Consider the following 21,949-nt stretch of genomic DNA (forward strand, 5'->3'; position numbering starts at 1 on the left):
TTACAAAAGGAGTTCTAGGATTAAAAACATTTCTTTTGAAGAAGCTATTTGTTCTAGTTTACCTTTATTTATCAATGCTATGCGGTCTCCAAGCTTCATAGCTTCTTCTATATCATGAGTTATAAATACTATTGTCTTTTTAAGACGCTCTTGCAACTTTAAGAGTTCATCTTGTAGTGTCTTTCTAGTTATCTCATCTATTGCACCAAATGGTTCATCCATAAGGATAATGGGAGGATCTGCAGCTAAGGCTCTTATAACTCCTATTCTCTGTTGTTGACCACCACTAAGTTCTCTAGGATACATTTCTAAAGTCTCTTTTTCTAGACCTACAAGACTTAAAAGCTCTTCTGCCCTTTTTCTTCTTTTATCTTCTTCTACTCCCATTATCTTTAGAACATAGCTGATGTTTTTTTCTATATTTAGATGAGGAAATAGTCCTATCTGCTGAATTACATAGCCTATCTTTCTTCTTAAAGCTATTATATCTATATCTTTTATATTTTTTCCATGTATTAAGAGTTCTCCTTGGGTTGGCATAACTAGACCATTTATCATCTTTAAAAGTGTAGTCTTTCCGCATCCTGAGGGACCTATAACTGTTAAGAATTCACCTTTTTTTATCTCTAAATTTAAATCATCTAGTGCTATTTTTTCTCCAGGGTAGATTTTTTTTATATTTTTAAAACTTATCTCTATCATTTTTTTAATCCCTTTTTCTTTAAAAATTCTTCTGCTACATCTTTAGGATCTTCTCCGTTTTTTTCTACTTTAAGGTTCATCTCTATCATATCTTCATCTAAGATAAGACCTGTCATTTTATCTAAGACCCCTTCTAGCTCAGGATATTTTTGTAGAGTTTCTTTTCTAACTATAGTTGCTGCTTTATATGATGGAAAAAAGTTTTTATCATCCTTTAAAACTTTCATTTCATATTCTTTTAAGAGGCCGTCAGTTGAAAATGCATTTATTACATCCACTTCACCCGAATCTACGGCTTTATATTTTAGAGCTATATCTAACTCTTTTTTATCTTTAAAATTTAAATTATATTTTTTAGAGAGCTCTGGAAAACCATCATCTCTTTCAAAAAAGTCATATTCTGCACCAAATTTTAAACTATTTGATTTTTCGCCAAGCTCTGAAAAGTTTTCTATCCCCATCTCATCTGCCTTTGTTTTTTTCATAGCTAGTGTAAATGTGTTGTTAAAGCCATAGGGCTCTGACCATATCAGGTCATACTCTTTTTCATATCTTTTCTTGGTTTCATCAAATAATTTCTCTGGATCATTTATAAGCTCTTCTTTTAAAACAAATAGCCATCCTGTACCCGAATACTCAGGGTAGAGGTCTATATCACCTTTAATTATAGCGGGATGAAGATTACTAGTTCCTCCTGCTATTCCAAGCTTTTTTTCTACTTCAATATCAGTATTTTCTTCTATAAGACTAGCTAAAATCTCCACCAATATATATTGCTCAGCCATGGGTTTACTTCCTATAACTATCTTGTTTTCCCCAGTTTTACCTCCATTATCTTGTTTTGTACCCTTATCAGTCTGGCATCCTACTAAAAATACGAGTGTTAGTGCTAAAAATATAGAGATTATCTTCTTATTCATTTACAATTCCCCCTTTAGTTCTTCCTTGAACTCTAAGTAAGACTCTTTTTTCAATATATCCAAGACTTAAATCTACAGCTATTGCAAGAGCTGCAATCAATATGCTTCCTGCTATAGTCATACTTAGATTGTTTAAACTTATACCTCTCCAAATGGCTTTTCCAAGTCCTCCTACACCTATAAATGAAGCTATAGCTGCAAAAGATATAGTCATAACTGCCATGTTTCTAAAACCTGCAATTATTACTGGAAGTGCTAGTGGAAGTTCTATTTGAAAGAGTAGCTGCCATTTTGTACTTCCCATACCCTTTCCAGCTTCTATAATAGATTTATCTACTTCCATTATACCAACATATGTGTTTCTAACTATTGGAAGAAGTCCATATATCAGAAGTGCAAAAAGTGCATTTAGTGTACTAAGTCCTAAAACAGATATCATTATACCAAAGAATGCTATAACTGGAATTGTCCATAAAAAATTCACAAAAGAAAGTATTGGAGGTGCAATCTTAGGATATCGGCTCATTATAATACCAATTGGTACTCCTATTAGTGTCACTAAAATTATAGCCATAGCTGATAGTTCTATATGTTCTATAAATGCTTCTAAGAAAAACCCACTCCGATTTATATACTGATCTATTACTTCTCTTAAAAGGTTCATATCACTTCTCCTCTCTATATCTAAATGAATAATTTATTTATACCCCTATAAAGAAAATATCCACATATTATAGAAAACTTAGTGGATAGACTGAAGTATATTAAATAATTTTTCTACAGAGATTTGCCCAGGGGCAGAAACCTTTCCTATAGCTCCAAAGGTTATACTAGAGCCAAATGTTTCTCCAGATATTCTGCTTATAGTGCCAAGACTGCCCATAGAGATAGTTACTATTGGATTGTTCGTAAGTTTTTTCATTGTATCTGTTACTGATAATAAATCTAAAACATCAGCTGGACTACAGGGCATAACTGCTAGTTTAAAGATATCAACACCTAGACTTTCCATAAATTTTAATCGGTTTATCATATCTTCTTTTTTGGGGGTTTTATTAAAATCATGATTTGATCCTATTATAAAAACATTTTCTTTACTTATATTCTCTATGTTCTCCATTACTTTTTCTTTGTTTAAAAACACTTGTATATCTATCAAATCTGCATCACCAGAAGCTGCAATCTCTTTATTTAAAAAAGTATAGTAGTCTATATCTATTTTCTTTTCCCCGCCTTCATCCAAAGTTCTAAGGGTAAATATAATAGGTATATCTATAAGGCTTTTTCTAATCAGTTTTAAAGTTTCTAGTACTCTTTTAGGATTGAATACACTTTCAAAATAGTCTGCTCTCCATTCTACTATATCAACTTTTTCTCTATCTATATTCTCTAAGATCTCCAATATCTCTTCTATTGTAGTTCCAATAATGGAAACTGCAATCTTAGGTATACCCTCTCCAATTATAACATCTTTAACCTTTATAGTTTTCACATTATTTACCTACTTTCACAAAGCATATCTTCTATTACACTTTCAGGCATATCAATTCCTGTCCATATTTTAAATGCTATTGCACCTTGATATACTAGCATACCTAGACCGTTCATGGTTTTACAGCCTATATTTTCTGCTTGAGATAAAAGTTTTGTCTTTTGGGGATCATATATTATATCTGCTACAAATAAATCTTTATGAAGAATTTTAGTATTCTCTATAACACTTTTATCAATTGTTTCCTTCATTCCAATAGATGTAGTATTTATAAGTATCTTTGCATCTCTTAACTCTTCTTTTAACTTTTCTTCATCTAAGATTATACTTCTAGCCTTGGTTTTTGGTACATTTTTATTTATAATATCACTTATAGTTTTGGCATTTTCTATTGTTCTATTTGCTATCACAATTTCTTTAGCCGTATCAAGGGCAAGTTGAACCGCTATGGCTCTAGCTGCCCCTCCTGCACCTATTATTACAATCTTTTTATCTTTAAACACTACCCCTTTTTCTTCTAAAGCTTTTACAAATCCCTTACCATCTGTATTGTAACCTATAAGTTTTCCACCCTCGTTTAAGACTGTGTTGACGCTGCCTATTATCCTAGCTTCTCTATCTATTTCATCTAAAAACTCCATCACTTCTTCTTTGTAGGGCATAGTTATATTAAAACCTTTTGCTTTTAAGGTTTTCATAGCTTCTATCGCCTTTTCTACCTTGCCCGCTTCTATTTCAAATGCCATATATGCAAAGTCTAAATGGAGCTTTTCAAAGGAATTGTTGTGCATTGATGGAGATTTACTGTGTTTTACTGGATTACCAAGTATTGAAATAAGTCTTGTACTGCCACTGATACTATTCACCCTTTTTCACCCTTTCAAGATATTCTTTACTTTTTATAGTTTCCGAGGAATTTAAAATAACTGCTGTTATTTTGAATATAGTCTATAGCTTCTTTTACATGTTCGTTATTTATATCCCCTTCAAAATCTATATAAAAGAAATATTCCCATGGTTTTCCAACTACAGGTCTTGATTCTATTCTTATCATATTTAAATTGTTCTTTTTAAAGATTCCCAAACTATCATAAAGTGCTCCTACTTTATTTGGGCTTGAAAATACTATACTTATAGCATCGTTTATATCAGATGTTTCAAGTGTTTTACCTATTATTATAAATCTTGTATAATTGCTATCATCATTGTTAATATTGTTTTTTATTATCTTTAAATTATTTACTTCTGCTGCCTTTTTACTTCCTATAGCTGCCATAGTCTTATCTTTCTTTTCTGATACTAGTTCTGCACTTACAGCAGTATTGTGATAGCCAATAAGTTCTAAACCCTTATCTTTGAGAAACTCACTGCATTGTTTAAAAGCTTGTGGATGAGAATAAACAGTTTTTATATCTTCAAGTTTAGCCCCTTCTATAGCCATTAGATTGTGGTTTATTTTTAGTGTCATATTTCCAACTATATATAATCCATATTTTCTCAAAAGATCATAGACTTCATTTATAGCACCGGTAGAAGAATTTTCAATGGGAAGAACACCATAGGATATATTGTCATCTTTTAACTTTTTAAATACATCTTCAAACTCTTTAACTGGATAGCTAGTTGCATCGCTTCCAAAATATTCAAAGAGAGCCTCTTGACTATAGGAACCCGTTGTGCCTTGAAAGCAGACATTTATACCTTCTTTAGCCTTATCTATTTGTAGTCTTTGATAGTCTTTGCTCAAGTCCATAAGTTTAATATAAAACTCTTTAAGATATGGTGTTAATTCTTTATTTTTTAGATAATTTATATTTTTTTCTATTAACTCTCCTTCTCTAATACTATTTAATACTGGAAGTCCTTTTTCCTTTTTGTACTTTGCAACTCCTGATACAATTTCCATTCGCTCTTGAAATAGTTCAACTATTTTTCTATCTATATCATCTATTTTTCCCCTAAGCTCTTTTAAATCCGTCATATTTTTTCATCTCCATCAATAAGTCTAATATTACTATAGCTGTAGCCGCTTCTAATACTGGAACCGCTCTAACAACTATACAAGGATCGTGTCTTCCAACTATCTCTATTTTAGCATCTTTGTTTTTGAACATATCTATAGTCCTTTGACTCTTAGCAATGGAAGCTGTTGGTTTTAAGGCTACCCTAAAGATAATAGGCATACCACTTGAAATACCTCCAAGTATACCACCATTGTTATTTGTATAGGTCTTGACCTCTTCCCCTTCCATATACATCTCATCGTTAGCTTTTGAACCCCTCATCTTTGTTATATCAAATCCCTTACCAAACTCAATCCCCTTTACACCAGGAATAGAAAATATCATATGAGACAAATGACTTTCTACTGAATCGAAAAATGGACTACCCAGTCCAGCCATTGGATTTATAACTGCAAGTTCTATAACCCCCCCAACTGAGTCGCCTTCTTCTTTTGCTCGTAAGATAGTTTTTTCCATTTCAACTGATTTATTGTCATCTATAGTTGGTAGTTTTTTAACCTTTAAAAATTCTAATAGTCTAGGAGAAACTTTAGTGGGATCAAAACTATTATCTTCTATCTCTCCAATACTTTTTATATGACTTCCAACTATTACTCCTTCAGAGCTCAAGATTTGTTTTGCAATAGCTCCTGCAAACACTATAGGAGCTGTTAGTCTACCTGAAAAATGTCCTCCACCTCTATAGTCATTATTTCCAAGGTATCTTTTTCTACCTGTAAAATCAGCATGACCTGGTCTAGCAAAATCTTTTGTCTTATCATAATCTTTTGACTGGGTATTTGTATTTCTTATCATTATAGAAAGTGGTGTTCCAGTTGTCTTATCATTAAAATATCCACTAAGTATTTCAAATTCATCTTTTTCTTTTCTACTAGTAGCTGTCTTATCCTGTCCTGGAGCGCGCCTTTTCATCTCTATCTTTATCTCTTCTAAATTTAAAGAAATTCCAGAGGGAAGTCCATCTATATTTATTCCTATAGCCCCTCCATGAGATTCTCCAAAGAGTGAAAGCTTTATATTATTACCCCATGTTGAACTCATCTATATCGCCCCCTAAGCTTTTAAAGTCTTCCCAAAAATGAGGATATGACTTTTTAACCACATCACTATTTGTAATTGTTATTTCTCCCTTGCTCTTTATACTTGCAATGGCAAGTGCCATAGCTATTCTATGGTCGTTCCAGCTGTCTACCGTGCCTCCTGTTAGATTCTTTTTACCCATTATGACAAGTCCATCTTCTAATTCTTGTACATCTGCTCCTAGTTTATTTAATTCCGTGGATATGGCCTTTAGTCTGTCGGATTCTTTGATTCTAAGTCTTGCTGCATTTATTATCTTTGTTTCACCTTGGCTTAAAGCTGCAAGTACAGTTAATATAGGAACTATATCAGGCCACTCGGAGGCGTCTATTATTATCCCTTTTGTATTTGATTTTTTTGCTATAAATGATGAACCTTCTAGATTTAAATTTCCACCCATTTCTTTAATTAGATGTAGTATAGCCTTATCACCTTGAAGTGATTTTGGATCTAGATCTCTACAATCTATCTTTTCTCCAAGTATTCCTCCAACAAGCCAAAAAGCTGCTTGAGAAAAGTCACCTTCTACTTTGTAATCATAGGCCTTATACTCTTGACCGCCTTTTATAATAAATTCTTTATATTCATTATTTATTACTTTTACTCCAAATTTATCTAAGATATCTATAGTTAAATCGACATAACCCTTTGATTCTAGTTCGCTTTGCATTATTATCTTTGAATCACCATTTAAAAGTGGAAGTGTAAACATAAGTCCAGTTATGAACTGCGAACTTATATCTCCCTCTAATTTAAATTCTCCCGAATTTATATTGCCTTCTAATTCGAGTGGTAGATTACCATCATCATTTTTATACTTTATCCCCTGCTCGTCAAATATATTATAATATGATTCTAATGGGCGACTTACAAGTTTACCCCTTCCCTTAAATGTAGCTTTTCCCTCGGCTAAAAGTGAGATGGGAATTAAAAACCTAAGAGTAGAACCAGACTCTTTACAGTCGATCTCTTCTTCTTTTAATTTTAATGGAAAACTTCCCTTTATTTTTAAACTCGTCTCTGATGTCTTTTCTATACTAGCTCCAAGTTTTCTCATAGCTTCACAAGTTGCATGGATATCATCAGAAAAAACTATATTATCTATATTGCTTTCTTCTCTGCTTAGAGCTGCGCATATTATAGCTCTATGGGAAAGACTCTTTGATGGAGGAATATTTATTTCTCCTTCTAATTTACCTGGATTTATCTTTACACAATTCATTTTTATCATCTCCTAAAGGTTTTTTCTTCTTATGCTTGATTTTTTAAATTCTTCTTCTAATACCTCTTTTTCTTCTTCTAGTATAGCTTTTTTAAGTAAGTCCAACTTCTCCTGGAAAACTTCGATTTTTTGGAGTAAATTTTCTTTATTTCCTATAAAAAGTTCTGACCAAAGTTTCTCATTTATCTGAGCTATTCTAGTAAGTTCCCTATAGCTATCTCCTACAACTGAGCCTGTATCTACATTTAAATCATCACTATTAACTAGTGCTACTGCTATTATGTGAGGAAGCTGACTTGTAAAAGCTATTACTTCATCATGTTTTTGAGGATCTATTTTAATTACCCTTTTAAAACCTATATTTCTAGCAATATCTTCTATTAGATCAATACTAGATTTTTGGTTTCTAGAGTTGGGGGTGATTATGTAATTTGCTCCTTGAAATACTTCGCTTGATGAGTATTCTAATCCCTTTTTCTCACGCCCCGCCATAGGATGGCCAAATACAAAATCTATACTTTGGGGTAAGATCTTATTTATCTCTTCTACCAGTCCATTTTTAATTCCTGTTACATCTGTGATTATAGCTCCTGGTTTAAAATTCTCTATATTTTCATATACAAACCTTTTAACTAGTTCTGGATATAGGCAAATTATAACTAGATCTGAACTCTTTAAGGGTTCTTCAGGCTCTTCGTATCCCCGATCTATAATCCCCATTTCTTCACCCTTTTGTAGCGATTCTTTATCTATATCTATTGCCCATATGTTTTGGGGATTTAGAGCTTTTAAAGCCTTGGCAAAAGAGCCACCTACTAAACCAAGACCTACTATTGTTATATTTAATTTTTCTAGCAATATCTTACCTCCTTAAGACTTATCTTTATTTAGAAAAAAGACTCTTTTTGAGTCTTAATTACTTTGTATATTTTTACTTTATATTTAACTTTTCTATAATTTCATCTACTATCTTCTCAACAGATTTTTCATCAGTATCTATTATTAAATCAGCACACTTTTGATAAGAAGCTTTTCTCCTCTTCATAATCATCTCTACACTCTCTATATCTGTTTTATCCTTTAAAATAGGTCTAGTATCATCATCCTTTATTCTTTCTAAGATTACTCTAGCTGAAGCTTCTAGGAGTATAACCCTATGGTTAGTTTTTAGGTTTTTTATATTTTCATCTCTTAAGCAGACGCCCCCACCACAAGATATAATCTTTTCTTTTTTATCCTTTAAATCCTTGATTATATCTGTTTCTATATCTCTAAATCCTTTTTCCCCATACTTTTCAAATATTTCAGATATAGTTAGTCCTGTTTTTTTCTCTATAGATTTATCTGTATCTATAAGCTCTAAATTTAATTGCTTAGATAAAACCTTAGCTACAGTACTCTTACCAGTTCCCATAAAACCTATCAATACAATACTATAATCTACCATAAGATCTCTCCCCTATTTAAGAGTACTTCTTTAACAACACCTTTTTTCTTTGGAAGGATAAATGATATTTTTCCATCTTTGTTTTTTTTATCCTTCATCATAGATTCTATTAAAGAGTCGTTTGAAAATTCTTCTATATCTAGAGAAACACCTAGACTCTTTATAATATTTTCTATCTCTTTAAAGTATTCATCTTCTATATATCCATAACCTTTTGCCATAAGAGCTTCGTAATACATGCCTATAAGTACCGCTTCTCCATGAGTATATCTCTTATAAGCTGTTGTAGATTCAAGTGCATGCCCTATGGTATGCCCAAAGTTTAATATCTTTCTAATCCCCAATTCTCTTTCATCTTTAGATACAACTTCTGCTTTAATTTCACAACATTTTTTAATTATTTTTTTCATTATCACCTCTTCTAAGTTCAATATGTTTTCTAGGTTTTCTTCTATAAGGTTTAAAAAGTCATAATCCCATATAACTCCATATTTTACAATCTCCCCCATACCACTTATCAATTCTTTTTTTGGCAAAGTATTAAGTGTATCGGTATCTATAATAACGGCTTCAGGCTGATAAAAACTCCCCACCATATTTTTACCTAGTATCATATTTACACCGGTTTTTCCTCCAACGCTACTGTCTACTTGAGCTAATAATGTAGTGGGAATCTGTATAAATGATATTCCCCTCATATAGATAGAAGCACAAAATCCTGCAATATCTCCTACTACCCCTCCACCTAGGGCAATGATTTTAGATTTTCTAGTGAGTCCCTTTTCTATCATTCTATTTAAAATCTTTTCTACCGTTGAAAAAGTTTTACTTCGCTCACCAGGCTCTATTATAAACTTATGGATCTCTTTTCCTTTTAATCCCCCTAAAACTTTTTCTCCATAGAGACAATCCACATTTTTGTCCGTTATAATCATCCACTTATCGGCATTTCCTATATAGTCTGAAATAGAGTTTAAAATCGACTTTTCTATATGTATAAAATAACTTTTTTTATCTAAATCTATAAATACTTTCTCCATACTCTATTATCTCCTTATATCGATCTTTATTTTATTAAATTATACAATACTTTAGCGAATATTAAGTTAACTGTCAAGTGATTTTTTATACTAATCTACTTTAAAGTCCTAAATGAATCGAATTGTTTAAAATAGTTTGAAAATTTCTCTTGACTTTATCTTTTAATTAGTTTATAATTTGTTTTAACAAAGTTTTAGGATACACAAATATTTATCTACTTGCATAAAATATTAGAAATTAGGAAAACTTTAAATTATAGAAAGGTGATTGCTATGAAAAACTCTAAAAAGATTTGTATATTTAACAACTATTATTTTAACTTTTACTTTAGCTTTTATTTTTATGGCTACGGTTATTTTTCATGCAAATATAATAGTTTTAAACAGATCTTCCTAAGAAATTTTAATAGTAAATCATACTTAACAGTATAGTTTATTACCAACCCGTTTTAACGATTAGTTAAAGAGGTCTCTTAGTTAGAGGCCTCTTTTTTTTATTCTAAATTTGTTTTAAAAATAAAAGGAGGAATTATAATGGTTATAGTTATGAAGCAAAATGCACCCACAGAGGTAATTGAAAAAATCCAAAAGAAAATGATGAGTTTAGGTTGTGAGGTTCACAAGGTTCAAGGCAAAGATCATTGCATCTTGGGATTAGTAGGGGATACTAGAAAGATTAATCCAAGCCAAATAGAGGCAAATGATTATGTAGAAAAACTTCTTATAGTACAACATCCATTTAAATTAGCTGGTAGAGCTTTCCATCCAGAGGATACTATAATCGATGTAGATGGCGTAAAAATAGGCGGAGGAAACACTTGTGTAATAGCAGGACCTTGTTCTGTGGAAAGTGAAGAACAACTTATGACTATAGCTAAAGCTGTTAAATCATCTGGCGCTCATATGCTTAGAGGAGGCGCTTACAAGCCTAGAACTTCACCATACAGTTTCCAAGGAATGGAAGAAGAGGGCCTAAAATTACTTAAAAAGGCAAAGGAAGTTACTGGTTTACCAATAGTTACAGAAATAATGGATGAAGTAAATTTTGATGTGGTAGAGGAATATGCAGATATACTTCAAATAGGTGCTAGAAATATGCAAAACTTCTCCTTATTAAAAAGAGCTGGAAAAAGTAATAGACCTATCTTACTAAAGAGAGGGTTATGTGCAACTATTGAAGAGCTTTTAATGTCAGCAGAATACATTATGTCAAAGGGCAATAATAATGTTATTCTTTGTGAAAGGGGCATTAGAACCTTTGAAACATACACTAGAAATACACTTGATATAAGTGCTGTTCCAGCAATTAAAGAACTTAGTCATCTACCTATTTTAATTGATCCAAGTCACGCAGCCGGAAGATGGTCTATGATAGAACCACTTTCTAAAGCCGCTGTTGCCTGTGGAGCAGATGCTCTTATGATAGAGGTACATCACCAACCAGAACTAGCTGTTTCAGACGGGGCACAGTCATTAAAACCTGAAAAGTTCGAACATCTTATGCGTGAAATCGAAAAAATAGCTAATGCATTGTAAATATAAATAAATATAAGATTATGGACATAGAAATTATCTCCATGTCCATAATCTTATATATCATTTCTAACTAAATCTTCAAAGCTTTCCCTTCTAACTGCTAGATAATCCTTTTTATCCTTTATCATTACAACTGGTGGGCGAGTAATCCTATTATAGTTTGATGCCATAGAATAATTGTATGCCCCAGTTGTTAAAACGGCAACAATATCTCCACGCTTTGCCTTAGGCATCATCACATCTTCTTGTATTATATCTCCACTTTCACAACATCTACCGACCACCGAGTATTTAAAATCTTCCTTTTCTCTTGCCTTATTTGCAATCATAACTGTATAAGGTGATTGATATAATGCATACCTTGGGTTATCAGTCATTCCACCATCTACTGATACATAGCTTTTATAACCGGTGATTGTCTTTACTGTTCCAACGGTATATAGTGTCATTCCACTATCACCTACAATACTTCTACCAGGCTCCATAATGATTTGAGGCATATTGATTGAAAGAGTTTTAACCTTTTTTTTAATAAATTCTGAAACCTTCTTAATATTTGCATCTATATCTATTATAGGATCATCTTGGGTATATCTTACTCCATATCCACCACCAATATTGAGTACTTTCGTTTCATATCCAAGTTTTGACTTTATATCTGCAATAAAATCGAGCATTTTTTCAGAACCGTTTAGATAATTATCTGAGTTAAAAACTTGTGAGCCTATATGAGAATGAAAACCACAAAGCTCTATATTTTTTAAGCCCAATGTATATTCAACCATTTTTTCTGCTTGGCCAGTTTCAATAGCTGTACCAAACTTTGAATCAACTTTACCAGTATTAACAGCTTCATAAGTATGAACATCAATTCCTGGAGTTAATCTTAAAAGTATCTTTTGTATTATACATTGTCTAGATGATTCTTTTTCAATCGCATCTAGTTCTTCAATATTATCAACTACGAAATATCCAATTTTATTTTCTATTGCATATTTTATATCAAAATCAGTCTTATTGTTTCCATGAAAGTAAGCATTTTGAAGTGATACACCAGCTTTTATAGCAGTATATATTTCACCTGATGAAACAACATCTATACCCATATCTTCATCATCAATAATTTCATATAACCTTTTAAAAGCTGCGGCCTTGCTCGCATATAGAACACGGGCGCTATCACCAAAATATTTTTTCAGTGCATCTTTGTAGATATTACAATTTTCTCTTATTTTATCTTCATCCATTAAATAAAGTGGTGTCCCATACTTTTTAGCAAGGTCTATAGTATCTAGGCCTGCAAATGTAAGGTTTCCATCTTCATTTATCCGTATATTATCACATATCATCAGTTTGTCTCCTATTCTACAAATTCCGAATAAATTGTTTTAAGCGCTGGAATATAATCAGTTTCTGCTACACCTATAATTATATTGATCTCGCTTGAACCTTGGTCAATCATTCTAATATTTATAGATGCATCTTTTATTGCAGAAAAAATTCTCATTGCAGTGCCTTTTTCTTTTACCATGCCACGACCTACAACTGCTATCATAGCAAGTCCATCTTCAATTTCAACATTATCTGCTTTAACTGCCTCATAGATTTCATCTTTAATCTTTTCTTTTATATCTTTAATTGTATCTGAGATTATGATAATTGACATAGTATCTATTCCAGTTGGAAGATGTTCAAACGCAAGATTATTGTTTTCTAGAACTTCAAGAATTTTTCGTCCAAAACCAATTTCTATATTCATCATATCTTTTTCGATATTGATTGTAGAAAATCCTCTTTTACCAGCTATTCCTGTAACTATCCTATCAGCACCATTTAAATCGACTTCTGGAACTATCATTGTCCCATTATCTTCTGGTGCATTTGTGTTTCTAATATTGATTGAGATGCCAGATTGTTTAACAGGAAAAATTGCATCTTCATGCATTATGGAGGCACCCATATAAGATAGTTCTCTAAGTTCTTTATATGTTATAAAATCTATTACCTTTGGATTTTCTACGCATCTTGGATCTGCCATAAGCATACCAGAGACATCAGTCCAATTTTCATAAAGATCAGCATCTACAGCACGTGCAACAATAGAACCTGTGATATCTGATCCACCTCTGGAGAATGTTTTAATAGTTCCATTTGGCATAGACCCATAAAAACCAGGAATTACAGCATATCTATTGTCTTTTAAAACTTCAGATAGAACTAGATTTGTTTTTTCTGAGTCAAAGCTTCCATCTTCTAAAAAAAGTATCCTTTTTTCTGCATCAATAAACTCATATCCTAGATATTCTGCCAATATCATAGAGTTTAAATATTCCCCACGACTACAAACATAATCACTTCCTACATGATGTAAAATAGATGTTCTTATCTTATCAAATTCCTCTTTCAAGGAAAAATCTAATCCAAGTCCTTCTATAATACCATTGTATCTGTTTTCAATTTTTTTAAACACTTCATCTATATCTTCTTCATTTTCTGAAAGTATGTAGCATTTATATAGAAGATCCGTTACCTTTTGATCTTCTTCATCTCTTTTGCCAGGTGCAGATGCAATCACATATCTTCTAGAATCCTGGCTTTTTATTATCTCTGCAACTTTTTTAAATTGATTGCTATCTGCAAGTGAACTTCCACCAAATTTTAGTACTTTAGTTTCCATTTATCTTTCTCCTTTAAAGCATATTTGCTCTTAGTTCTTCTGAAGTCATTGCTGATAAGTCAACAGGAGCTACATCAAATACTGTTTTACATCCTGTAATGCCACGGCTCCTCATTCTAAATGCAGCTCTTGCATATGCAACCAAGATACAAGCATTAAATTCTGGATTTGAATCAAGTTTTAAACTATATTCAATTATTTGATTGTTTTCATCATTCCATCCAGTTTTTCCACTTCTGATTACAAATCCTCCATGGGGGATTCCCCCATGATCTTCAATTAGCTGTTCTTGTGTTATAAAGTTAACCTTTGTATCGTAGTCTGAAAAATAGCCTGGCATTGTTTTGATTTCATTTTCTATTCTTTTAAGATCTGCTCCTTCTTCAGCTACTACAAAGCATTCTCTTATATGTTTTTCTCTAACTGTAAGCACCGGGTTTTCACCGCTTCTTACGGACTTTAGAGCTGAGTCTATAGGTATAGTATACTGTCTTGCATCCTTTACTCCATCTACCCTTCTTATTGCATCAGAATGTCCCTGACTAACTCCTTTTCCCCAAAATGTATAATCACTACCATTAGCTAAAATTGCATTTGCATAGAGTCTATTTAAAGAAAACATTCCTGGATCCCACCCTACTGAAATTAGGGCAATATTATCTCCTTCTTTAGCCGCTTTATCTACATTTGCAAAATGCTCTGGAATCTTTGCATGACTATCAAAGCTATCTATTATATTAAAATGTCTTGCCGTTTCAGGTGTCATCTTTGGCAAATCAGTTGCACTGCCACCACAGATAATCATTACATCTATTTTATCTTTCATCTCTAACATATCATCCATTGAATAAACTTTTGCTCCCGGTGTTTGAATCTTTAAACTCTTAGCATCTCTTCTTGTAAAGACTCCCACAAGCTCCATATCGGAAGTGTTATTTATAGCACATTCAACACCTTTTCCTAAATTTCCATATCCTAAAATACCAATTTTCAAATTTATCACTTCCTTTATATATAGATTAGCCGATTAAATCTTTCATTCCATATAGTCCAGCTGGCTTATCTATTAAAAATTCTGCTGCAACTATAGCACCTTCAGCAAATAATTCTTTACAATGAGCTTTATGCTTTAAAGTTATTGTCTCAGTTTTAGTGCCTATTATAACCTCGTGTTCACCTACTATATTGCCCATACGTATAGAATGAATCTCTATTTGCTTATCTTCTTTTTCTTTTACGCTTTTGATTGCTCTTTCTATAGCAAGAGCTGTACCACTTGGTGCATCAAGCTTTTGATTGTGATGTTTTTCCAATATTCCTATTTCAGCTCCTGGCATCATCTTTACAGTTAATTTAACAAGCTCTAAAAGTAGTGCAATTCCCACAGACACATTAGCAGCTAAAAACACTGGGATTTTTTTACTAGCAACTTTAATCATCTCTAATTCTTCTTCAGTTTGACCAGTTGTTGCTATTACAAGTGGAATATTTCTTTTTATTGCATAATCAGTTAAATCTTTTGTAGCCAAATGATTTGAAAAATCAATGATACAATCAGCTTCTCCATCAAAATCATCTAATTTTGCAAATAAAAGATCATTAGCAGAAGTGGTATTGTTTCTATCTACTTTTGCAGCTAGAGAAGAGTTTTTATACCCGTCTAATAGTAGTTTAGTTATTTCCTTACCTATTCTTCCATTTGAGCCATTTATAATTATCTTCATTTACCTCATCTCCTTATCTCAATTGTATTCCCTGTTCTTTCATAAGACTTATCATATTTTCTTTATTTTCATCTTCCATTGATGTCAATGGAAGTCTTAAAATATCTTCACAATATCCCATAGCTGAAACAGCAGCTTTCACTGGGATTGGGTTGACCTCAGTAAAGAGTGAATTTATAAGTGGTAATAGTTTAAGCTGTAAATCAAGGCTTCCACTTACATCCCCTGAAAAGAACTTATCACATATTTCAACAGTTTCCCTCGGCATTATATTTGATACTACAGAAATTACACCTTTTCCTCCTAAAGACATTATTGGAACTATCTGATCATCGTTTCCAGAGTATATACTAATTTTATCTCCACAAAGTTGCGCAATTTTAGCAATCTGTGAAATATCTCCACTTGCTTCTTTAAGTCCCACTATATTAGGATGATCGGCTAAAACTTGGCAAGTCTTTGGTTGTAAATTTACACCAGTTCTAGATGGAACATTATATAGGATAATAGGCTTTGTACTTGCATCTGCAATCTTTGTAAATAATTCTATAAGTCCCTTTTGAGTTGCCTTATTATAATATGGTGTAACAACAAGCATTGCATCAGCTCCTACTTCACATGCGTATTTTGTGAGCTCTATTCCATATGCTATATCATTACTACCAGTACCTGCTATAACAGGTACCCTACCATTTACCTGATCGACTACAAATTTGACAGCTTCTTTATGCTCCTCATCTGACATTGTAGAACTCTCTCCAGTTGTACCGCATACAACTATGGCATTTATACCTTCTCCTATTTGCCATTCAATGAGTTTAGAAAAGCTTTCAAAATCAATACCGTCTCTATTAAATGGGGTAACAATAGCTGTAGCTGCTCCTTTGAAAATCATATCTTTCATTTCAATCTCTCCTTTTTATTTAATAGATGGTAAAGGGCTAAAAAAAAATAGACTAAAAGTCTACCTTTTATTAGAAACATACATTTTAAATTATATGTCTTAATAGGATAGCTCTTTGCAAATAATGCAACAGCAGAATGAATCTTATTTCATTTTGCCAGACCAATCATACGCCTTGATTGTCTTCGGCACCTACACCTTTTATATCTGACACTAACCTTGCGATGGCTTTCAATCAGATACTACTTTTTGTAAAGTGCGCCTCTACCAATACTTATTTAATTATTCAGAATTATATTACAACATGAGATAAATGTCAATAGTATATTTGAATTTAAATAAAAAACAATAGTAAAACTGATATATACTAGATTAGGAAACTATCATTTTGATAGTTTCCTAATCTAAGCTTTTAGCGATAAGTGCTGCTCCTATAGACCCTGCATACCTTGCCAAGGGGTTTGTCTTTATATCTTTTTCTATTTTTTGAGATAGTAGTTTTTTAAAGTTATCTACTTCACAAAGTCCCCCTGTTAAATATATATTCTCGCTACAGCCATGTTTAAATAACATAGAAGAAACTCTTCCAGTTATAGAATTTACTATTCCTCTAGCTATACTCTTTCTGTCAGTTCCTTTTCCTATAAGAGATATAACCTCAGACTCTGCAAATACTGTGCACATACTAGATATGTTTATATCTTCTCCTAAAAGTGCCATATTACATAGTTCATCTATAGATACCCCTAGTGTGTTTGCCATAAGTTCCATAAATTTACCAGTGCCTGCAGCGCATTTATCGTTCATTGTAAAATCTATAACTCTGCCATTTTTAAGTGTGATGATCTTTGTATCTTGCCCACCTATATCTATGATAGTGGCATCTCTTCCAAGTAGATAGTCTACTCCCTTACCATGACATGTTATCTCTGTTATCTGCTTGTCCGCATATGGTACAGAAATCCTCCCATATCCAGTTGCTACCACTTTCATGTTTTTTCTTTCTATTCCTTCACTATTAAGTTTTTCTAAAACTTCATTTGATACCTCTATACTACTCCAGCCAGTCCTTAAATTATAATTATGTTCTAATTTATCTTCTTTAAAAACTGATACCTTAGTAGCAGTAGAACCTATATCTATTCCTACATAATGCATTTTTTCACCTTCTTTTTACGCTAAAGCTTTGTTTACCTCTACTGTCTCTATAAAAGCTTCTATACGTGTTTTTATTTGTCCTGTATCTGAATCAGAATAATCTGTTTCAATTTGTATAAATGGTAAATTTAATTCATCCTCTACAAACCCTTTTACAGTAAATGATTCTATAGCATAAGTATGACATGCTTGCCATGTAAGGTCAATTACTGCATCTACACTGTATTCATCCGCTAGTCTTTTTATAAGGTCTAATCTACTGTTGTTTGGAGTCATACACGAACAAGGAGTTGATAGATATTTTTTAGCTAATGAGTATAATGGATCTTGAGTTTCACTTTCTTCTACCAATACATCAAGCCCCTTATAACCTGTACAATTTTCAAGTGCCACAACACTTGCCCCGGCTTCCTCTAAAGCCCTAAGAACTTTATCCGCTCCACCAACTCCTACAGGACATCCAGTAAGAAGTATTCTAGGAGCACTTTTCTCATATGCAAATATTCCTTTTTCAATTCTCTCTTCCACTTCTTCTATGAGGTCTTCTATTAATTTTATTCCATTTTCTCTATCTACATTAAATCCTTTTAGCCACTGTGATGTCATCATATCCATACCCGATATTGGTGCAGGCTTATGAGCATTAAGTTTATGTAACCTTTTCATAGCTATTCTTTCTCTGTTCATAAGTTTTATAGCATCCCTTAGTTTTTCATCAGTTATATCTACATTAAACTCATTTTCTAAAAATGTTTTAAACTTCTTCATTTCATTTTCCCAAAATACTAATGACTCTTCTCCTTCTGCTGTTTGAGGTAGATTCATTACATGCATAGGTTTTATTTTTCCCATAAGTTCATACATCTTTTTCTTACCATCACAAGTTGTTTCTGCTAAAAGTACATCAGAAAAATAAAAGTATGGGCATTTATCAGTTATAGCAAAACCATAGCTTGATTTTATCAAAGGACAAAGATTTCTAGGTAGTTCTCTTTCTGCTGCTTCTATCGGTTCTTGCGTAGTTCCACAAAGTGTAACGGGTATAGCACCTGCTGCTATAGCTATTTCTGAAGGAGAAAATACGCAGTACATACCTACTACTCTTTCCCCATTTTCGTGCGCTTCTTTAATCTTTACAGAATTTACTCCTCTTAAAGCTTCAACTTCTTCCATTAATTTTGGTCTCAAATTTTTCACTCCTAATGTTTATTTATAGTAAAACTAGCTTAATTAAATTTTATCATAAATCCAAATAAAATACTATCGTAATTTACCAGGTTAAATCACGAAAACTAAATTTATGCTTTAAATTAATATTTTTGGATATTATATAAATGGGTGATGAAAATGGAATTGATAAAATCAAGGAGATCAGTTAGGACTTTTAAAAACAAGAAGTTAGAAGATGACTTGAAAGAAAAAATAAATCTGTTTTTAGAAGGTTTAGAAAAAGAATATAGTTCAAAGTATAAGTTTCCTTTAATAGATTTAAAATTAAATGGAAAAATAGGTACTTATGGTGTGATTAAAGATGCTAATGCCTATATAGGCGGAGTTTTACTTGAAAACGGAAACCTCATAGAGCTGGGATATTTATTTGAAAAAATAATAATTTATTTGACATCTTTAAATCTTGGGACTTGCTGGCTCGGTGGTACTTTTAAAAAACTTGAGTTTTTTGAATCCATGAACTTAAAAGAAGGAGAGAAATTGATAGTAGTAACCCCTGTAGGTTATGAAGAAAAAAAGATGAGTCTTAAAGAAAAATCCATGAGAACTTTAGCTCAATCTGACAAGAGAAAAGATTTTGATGATGTATTTTTCTATGAAGGATTAGAGCCATTGTATTTAAATGATTTAGGGGATTTTAAAGATGCACTAGAGATGGTTAGGATAGGTCCTTCTGCTTCAAATAAACAACCTTGGAGAATAATAAAGATAGATAATAAGTTTAACCTTTATCTAAAAAGAACGCCAGGCTATGCTAAAAACCTAGACTACGATATACAGCTATTAGATATGGGTATAGCTATGTATCACTTTGAAACAAGTTTAAAAGATAAAGGTTTAAAAGGAAATTGGGATAAGATTAAAAACCCTCGGGATTATGATGGACTAGAGTATATTGCTACCTGGGTATAAAAAATAAGCTAAAGCTTATCTTTTATACCTCATCTCTCTATGATGAGTTACTTTATTTCTGCCATTTTCTTTGGAATAGTAAAGAGCTTTATCTGCTTCTTCTATAAGCATCTCTGAGTGAATTAATATTCTTTTAGGATCAAATGTTGTAATCCCTATACTTATAGTTGTATTGGTGCTAGAATTTTCATCAATTTTTAGTCTAAATTCTTCTATATTTTTTCTTATCTTTTCTCCTAAAACAAGTGACTCTTTTTCATCATATCCTTTTAGGATTATCCCAAACTCTTCTCCTCCATATCTTGTAACTATTGCATTTTCTGGTGAGGTTTCTTTTATTATCCTAGAGACAATTTTTAATACTTCATCTCCTATTAAGTGTCCATAGTTATCATTAAATGTTTTAAACTTATCAATATCGAGCATCATGAGAGAAAAAGGTTTCTTTATAATATCTTTATCTTTAACTATTTCTATCAATTCATTTTTAAAATATGACTGAGTAAAAAGCCCTGTAAGACCATCTTTACCTGCCTTTGTAAAGATATCTATATATTCTTTAGCTAAGTCTAAAGCTACTATCCCTATAAAGATCATCAAGGCATATATGTTTAAATGAAAGCCTAGTGGAGGGAATATTCCTCTTAATGCATTGCATATATCATGACCACACATTAAAAGTATTATCAAAAGAAGGGGATATATCCATTTCTTCTTAGTATGATTTTTAAAGTAATCCCATAATACCATGAAGAAAATATACATATAGTCCAGTGTAAATATTATCATATAATATCTTCTAAATTTATAGTATGAGATAGTATCTTTAAATAAAATTACTCCAAGAGCTATAATCATAATTCTTATATAGATATTTATCTTTTGTGCTTTATAGATTGGAAGAGAGAGAAATTCTCTTAAAAAGAGTACTCCAAGTATAGGAACAAAAAACATACATGATAAAACTATCTTTTTAAAAACGATATAAGGTATAGGAAGAGTGGATACAAAATAGTCAATATAATATATAGCTGTTACAAAACATAGAGTTGCAAAATATGAGTACTTTTTCTTTTTCATTCTAGTAAATATAAAGTAGAAGTATGCGCTCATTCCAAGTAAAATAATCATATTAGTTAAATACATATAAGTATAGCTACTGCTATATATATTTATCCTCTTTAAAACATCTTTTGCTCTTTCTATAGTTAAACTCTTTGAAGGTCCGTATTCATAGCTTGAATAGGTTTTTATAGATATGGTGTTTTCTTTTCCATATTGGATAAGATTTTTAGGTATAAAGTAGCCATACTTTCTATTCCAATCATTAAATAAATCCTCAGGACTAGAAATAGTTTTCCCTATCAAAAATCCATTAAAATATACTTTATGATAGTTAGGAAGCCTTGGAATATATAGCATAAGGTCCTGTGATAAAAGTTCTTGGGGAATAACTACGTTTTTTCTAACCCATATTGTTTTATCTAATTTCTCTACTTCCTTTTTTATAAGTACATTTTTATAGATAAATTCTTCTTCTTTCCAATTACTATCATTAAATTCCTTTTCTTTAAAGGAAATAGAATCTTCTAAGGCTATTTTCCATGCGCCATCTAATATAATTCCCTCTCTAAGAGGGTCAAATTCATTTGTTATATTCATAAATACAAATATGAGTATAGTAAGAATACACAAAAATCTAATTATTCTTCCCTGCATTTCCATGTTTTCACCCTATTCTTTTAAGATTATTACTCTATAATATGAGTATTTAAAAGAAATGTGATTTAGCTTTTATTCTTATATATAAATTTATATTTTAGGATAAGTAATGATATAATAGACAAAAGGTAGTATCTATCCTTAAAAGAAAAATAGAAG

Annotated in this window: 21 protein-coding genes and 1 riboswitch; of the genes, 2 read left to right on the plus strand and 19 right to left on the minus strand. The window is 31.8% G+C overall.

Annotated elements, in window-relative coordinates; genetic code table 11:
- From TICRE_RS08570 to aroB, 11 genes are all read right to left on the minus strand, one after another.
- Window positions 1-702 carry an ABC transporter ATP-binding protein gene (locus TICRE_RS08570; protein ID WP_075727129.1) on the minus strand — a complete coding sequence of 234 codons (702 nt, stop codon included), beginning with the start codon at window positions 700-702 and terminating at the stop codon, window positions 1-3.
- Entirely contained in the window at window positions 699-1,622 is a 924-nt protein-coding gene (locus TICRE_RS08575; RefSeq protein ID WP_075727131.1) for a glycine betaine ABC transporter substrate-binding protein, read from the minus strand. Before TICRE_RS08575 ends, TICRE_RS08570 begins: the two co-directional genes overlap by 4 nt.
- On the minus strand, window positions 1,615-2,286 hold the full coding sequence (locus TICRE_RS08580) for an ABC transporter permease (RefSeq protein ID WP_075727133.1): 672 nt from the start codon (window positions 2,284-2,286) through the stop codon (window positions 1,615-1,617). The genes TICRE_RS08575 and TICRE_RS08580 overlap by 8 nt, the downstream gene beginning before the upstream one ends.
- Window positions 2,287-2,364: 78 nt before the next feature.
- Window positions 2,365-3,114 carry a type I 3-dehydroquinate dehydratase gene (aroD, locus tag TICRE_RS08585; RefSeq protein WP_075727135.1) on the minus strand — a complete coding sequence of 250 codons (750 nt, stop codon included), beginning with the start codon at window positions 3,112-3,114 and terminating at the stop codon, window positions 2,365-2,367.
- 5 nt (window positions 3,115-3,119) lie between these two features.
- On the minus strand, window positions 3,120-3,980 hold the full coding sequence (locus TICRE_RS08590; protein WP_075727137.1) for a shikimate dehydrogenase: 861 nt from the start codon (window positions 3,978-3,980) through the stop codon (window positions 3,120-3,122).
- 26 nt (window positions 3,981-4,006) lie between these two features.
- Window positions 4,007-5,095, minus strand: coding sequence for a prephenate dehydratase (pheA, locus tag TICRE_RS08595; RefSeq protein WP_075727139.1), 1,089 nt, complete (start codon window positions 5,093-5,095; stop codon window positions 4,007-4,009).
- Window positions 5,073-6,179: a chorismate synthase gene (aroC, locus tag TICRE_RS08600; RefSeq protein ID WP_075727141.1), complete on the minus strand. Its 1,107-nt coding sequence runs from the start codon at window positions 6,177-6,179 to the stop codon at window positions 5,073-5,075. The genes pheA and aroC overlap by 23 nt, the downstream gene beginning before the upstream one ends.
- Window positions 6,160-7,440, minus strand: a complete 1,281-nt coding sequence (gene aroA / locus TICRE_RS08605; protein WP_075727143.1) for a 3-phosphoshikimate 1-carboxyvinyltransferase — start codon at window positions 7,438-7,440, stop codon at window positions 6,160-6,162. Before aroA ends, aroC begins: the two co-directional genes overlap by 20 nt.
- Before the next feature lie 12 nt (window positions 7,441-7,452).
- Window positions 7,453-8,298 (minus strand): prephenate dehydrogenase, encoded by an 846-nt coding sequence (locus TICRE_RS08610; RefSeq protein ID WP_075727145.1) that lies wholly within the window; start codon window positions 8,296-8,298, stop codon window positions 7,453-7,455.
- Between the two features lie 73 nt (window positions 8,299-8,371).
- Window positions 8,372-8,887 carry a shikimate kinase gene (locus TICRE_RS08615; protein ID WP_075727147.1) on the minus strand — a complete coding sequence of 172 codons (516 nt, stop codon included), beginning with the start codon at window positions 8,885-8,887 and terminating at the stop codon, window positions 8,372-8,374.
- On the minus strand, window positions 8,881-9,927 hold the full coding sequence (gene aroB / locus TICRE_RS08620) for a 3-dehydroquinate synthase (protein WP_075727149.1): 1,047 nt from the start codon (window positions 9,925-9,927) through the stop codon (window positions 8,881-8,883). The genes TICRE_RS08615 and aroB overlap by 7 nt, the downstream gene beginning before the upstream one ends.
- A 534-nt stretch (window positions 9,928-10,461) precedes the next feature.
- Here aroB and aroF point away from each other — a divergent pair.
- Complete coding sequence (gene aroF / locus TICRE_RS08625) at window positions 10,462-11,463, plus strand: 3-deoxy-7-phosphoheptulonate synthase (RefSeq protein WP_075727151.1); 1,002 nt, start codon at window positions 10,462-10,464, stop codon at window positions 11,461-11,463.
- A gap of 53 nt (window positions 11,464-11,516) precedes the next feature.
- On the opposite strand, the gene lysA is transcribed toward aroF, so the two are convergent.
- The 7 genes from lysA to TICRE_RS08660 form a co-directional block, all read right to left on the minus strand.
- Window positions 11,517-12,812, minus strand: a complete 1,296-nt coding sequence (lysA, locus tag TICRE_RS08630; RefSeq protein WP_075727153.1) for a diaminopimelate decarboxylase — start codon at window positions 12,810-12,812, stop codon at window positions 11,517-11,519.
- Window positions 12,813-12,823: 11 nt separating this feature from the next.
- Window positions 12,824-14,140, minus strand: coding sequence for an aspartate kinase (locus tag TICRE_RS08635; protein WP_075727155.1), 1,317 nt, complete (start codon window positions 14,138-14,140; stop codon window positions 12,824-12,826).
- Window positions 14,141-14,153: 13 nt separating this feature from the next.
- The gene (locus TICRE_RS08640) at window positions 14,154-15,143 is read right to left on the minus strand and encodes a diaminopimelate dehydrogenase (protein WP_233120174.1); all 990 of its coding nucleotides are present in this window, start codon (window positions 15,141-15,143) and stop codon (window positions 14,154-14,156) included.
- A 16-nt stretch (window positions 15,144-15,159) separates the two neighbouring features.
- Entirely contained in the window at window positions 15,160-15,864 is a 705-nt protein-coding gene (dapB, locus tag TICRE_RS08645; RefSeq protein WP_075727157.1) for a 4-hydroxy-tetrahydrodipicolinate reductase, read from the minus strand.
- A 13-nt stretch (window positions 15,865-15,877) separates the two neighbouring features.
- Window positions 15,878-16,768, minus strand: coding sequence for a 4-hydroxy-tetrahydrodipicolinate synthase (dapA, locus tag TICRE_RS08650; protein WP_075727159.1), 891 nt, complete (start codon window positions 16,766-16,768; stop codon window positions 15,878-15,880).
- 100 nt (window positions 16,769-16,868) lie between these two features.
- A riboswitch (Lysine riboswitch) is annotated at window positions 16,869-17,043 on the minus strand.
- Between the two features lie 124 nt (window positions 17,044-17,167).
- Complete coding sequence (locus TICRE_RS08655; protein WP_075727161.1) at window positions 17,168-17,926, minus strand: acyl-CoA dehydratase activase; 759 nt, start codon at window positions 17,924-17,926, stop codon at window positions 17,168-17,170.
- A 15-nt stretch (window positions 17,927-17,941) separates the two neighbouring features.
- On the minus strand, window positions 17,942-19,123 hold the full coding sequence (locus tag TICRE_RS08660; RefSeq protein ID WP_233120175.1) for a double-cubane-cluster-containing anaerobic reductase: 1,182 nt from the start codon (window positions 19,121-19,123) through the stop codon (window positions 17,942-17,944).
- A gap of 150 nt (window positions 19,124-19,273) precedes the next feature.
- Here TICRE_RS08660 and TICRE_RS08665 point away from each other — a divergent pair, with 150 nt between their 5' ends.
- Window positions 19,274-20,068 (plus strand): nitroreductase family protein, encoded by a 795-nt coding sequence (locus TICRE_RS08665; RefSeq protein WP_158016498.1) that lies wholly within the window; start codon window positions 19,274-19,276, stop codon window positions 20,066-20,068.
- Between the two features lie 15 nt (window positions 20,069-20,083).
- On the opposite strand, the gene TICRE_RS08670 is transcribed toward TICRE_RS08665, so the two are convergent.
- Entirely contained in the window at window positions 20,084-21,730 is a 1,647-nt protein-coding gene (locus TICRE_RS08670) for a GGDEF domain-containing protein (protein ID WP_158016500.1), read from the minus strand.
- Between the last annotated feature and the right edge of the window lie 219 nt (window positions 21,731-21,949).

The sequence above is a fragment of the Tissierella creatinophila DSM 6911 genome, assembly GCF_001940565.1.
Taxonomy (GTDB): Bacteria; Bacillota; Clostridia; order Tissierellales; family Tissierellaceae; genus Tissierella_A; species Tissierella_A creatinophila.

Excerpts from the sequence above, each read along its gene's own strand:
- aroC (WP_075727141.1), bottom strand. The coding sequence starts at position 6,179 with ATGAGTTCAACATGGGGTAATAATATAAAGCTTTCACTCTTTGGAGAA.
- TICRE_RS08670 (WP_158016500.1), bottom strand. The coding sequence starts at position 21,730 with ATGAATATAACAAATGAATTTGACCCTCTTAGAGAGGGAATTATATTA.
- lysA (WP_075727153.1), bottom strand. The coding sequence starts at position 12,812 with ATGATATGTGATAATATACGGATAAATGAAGATGGAAACCTTACATTT.
- aroA (WP_075727143.1), bottom strand. The coding sequence starts at position 7,440 with ATGAATTGTGTAAAGATAAATCCAGGTAAATTAGAAGGAGAAATAAAT.
- TICRE_RS08635 (WP_075727155.1), bottom strand. The coding sequence starts at position 14,140 with ATGGAAACTAAAGTACTAAAATTTGGTGGAAGTTCACTTGCAGATAGC.
- dapA (WP_075727159.1), bottom strand. The coding sequence starts at position 16,768 with ATGAAAGATATGATTTTCAAAGGAGCAGCTACAGCTATTGTTACCCCA.
- TICRE_RS08665 (WP_158016498.1), top strand. The coding sequence starts at position 19,274 with ATGGAATTGATAAAATCAAGGAGATCAGTTAGGACTTTTAAAAACAAG.
- TICRE_RS08580 (WP_075727133.1), bottom strand. The coding sequence starts at position 2,286 with ATGAACCTTTTAAGAGAAGTAATAGATCAGTATATAAATCGGAGTGGG.
- aroB (WP_075727149.1), bottom strand. The coding sequence starts at position 9,927 with ATGGAGAAAGTATTTATAGATTTAGATAAAAAAAGTTATTTTATACAT.
- aroF (WP_075727151.1), top strand. The coding sequence starts at position 10,462 with ATGGTTATAGTTATGAAGCAAAATGCACCCACAGAGGTAATTGAAAAA.
- TICRE_RS08655 (WP_075727161.1), bottom strand. The coding sequence starts at position 17,926 with ATGCATTATGTAGGAATAGATATAGGTTCTACTGCTACTAAGGTATCA.
- TICRE_RS08615 (WP_075727147.1), bottom strand. The coding sequence starts at position 8,887 with ATGGTAGATTATAGTATTGTATTGATAGGTTTTATGGGAACTGGTAAG.
- TICRE_RS08570 (WP_075727129.1), bottom strand. The coding sequence starts at position 702 with ATGATAGAGATAAGTTTTAAAAATATAAAAAAAATCTACCCTGGAGAA.
- pheA (WP_075727139.1), bottom strand. The coding sequence starts at position 5,095 with ATGACGGATTTAAAAGAGCTTAGGGGAAAAATAGATGATATAGATAGA.
- dapB (WP_075727157.1), bottom strand. The coding sequence starts at position 15,864 with ATGAAGATAATTATAAATGGCTCAAATGGAAGAATAGGTAAGGAAATA.
- TICRE_RS08575 (WP_075727131.1), bottom strand. The coding sequence starts at position 1,622 with ATGAATAAGAAGATAATCTCTATATTTTTAGCACTAACACTCGTATTT.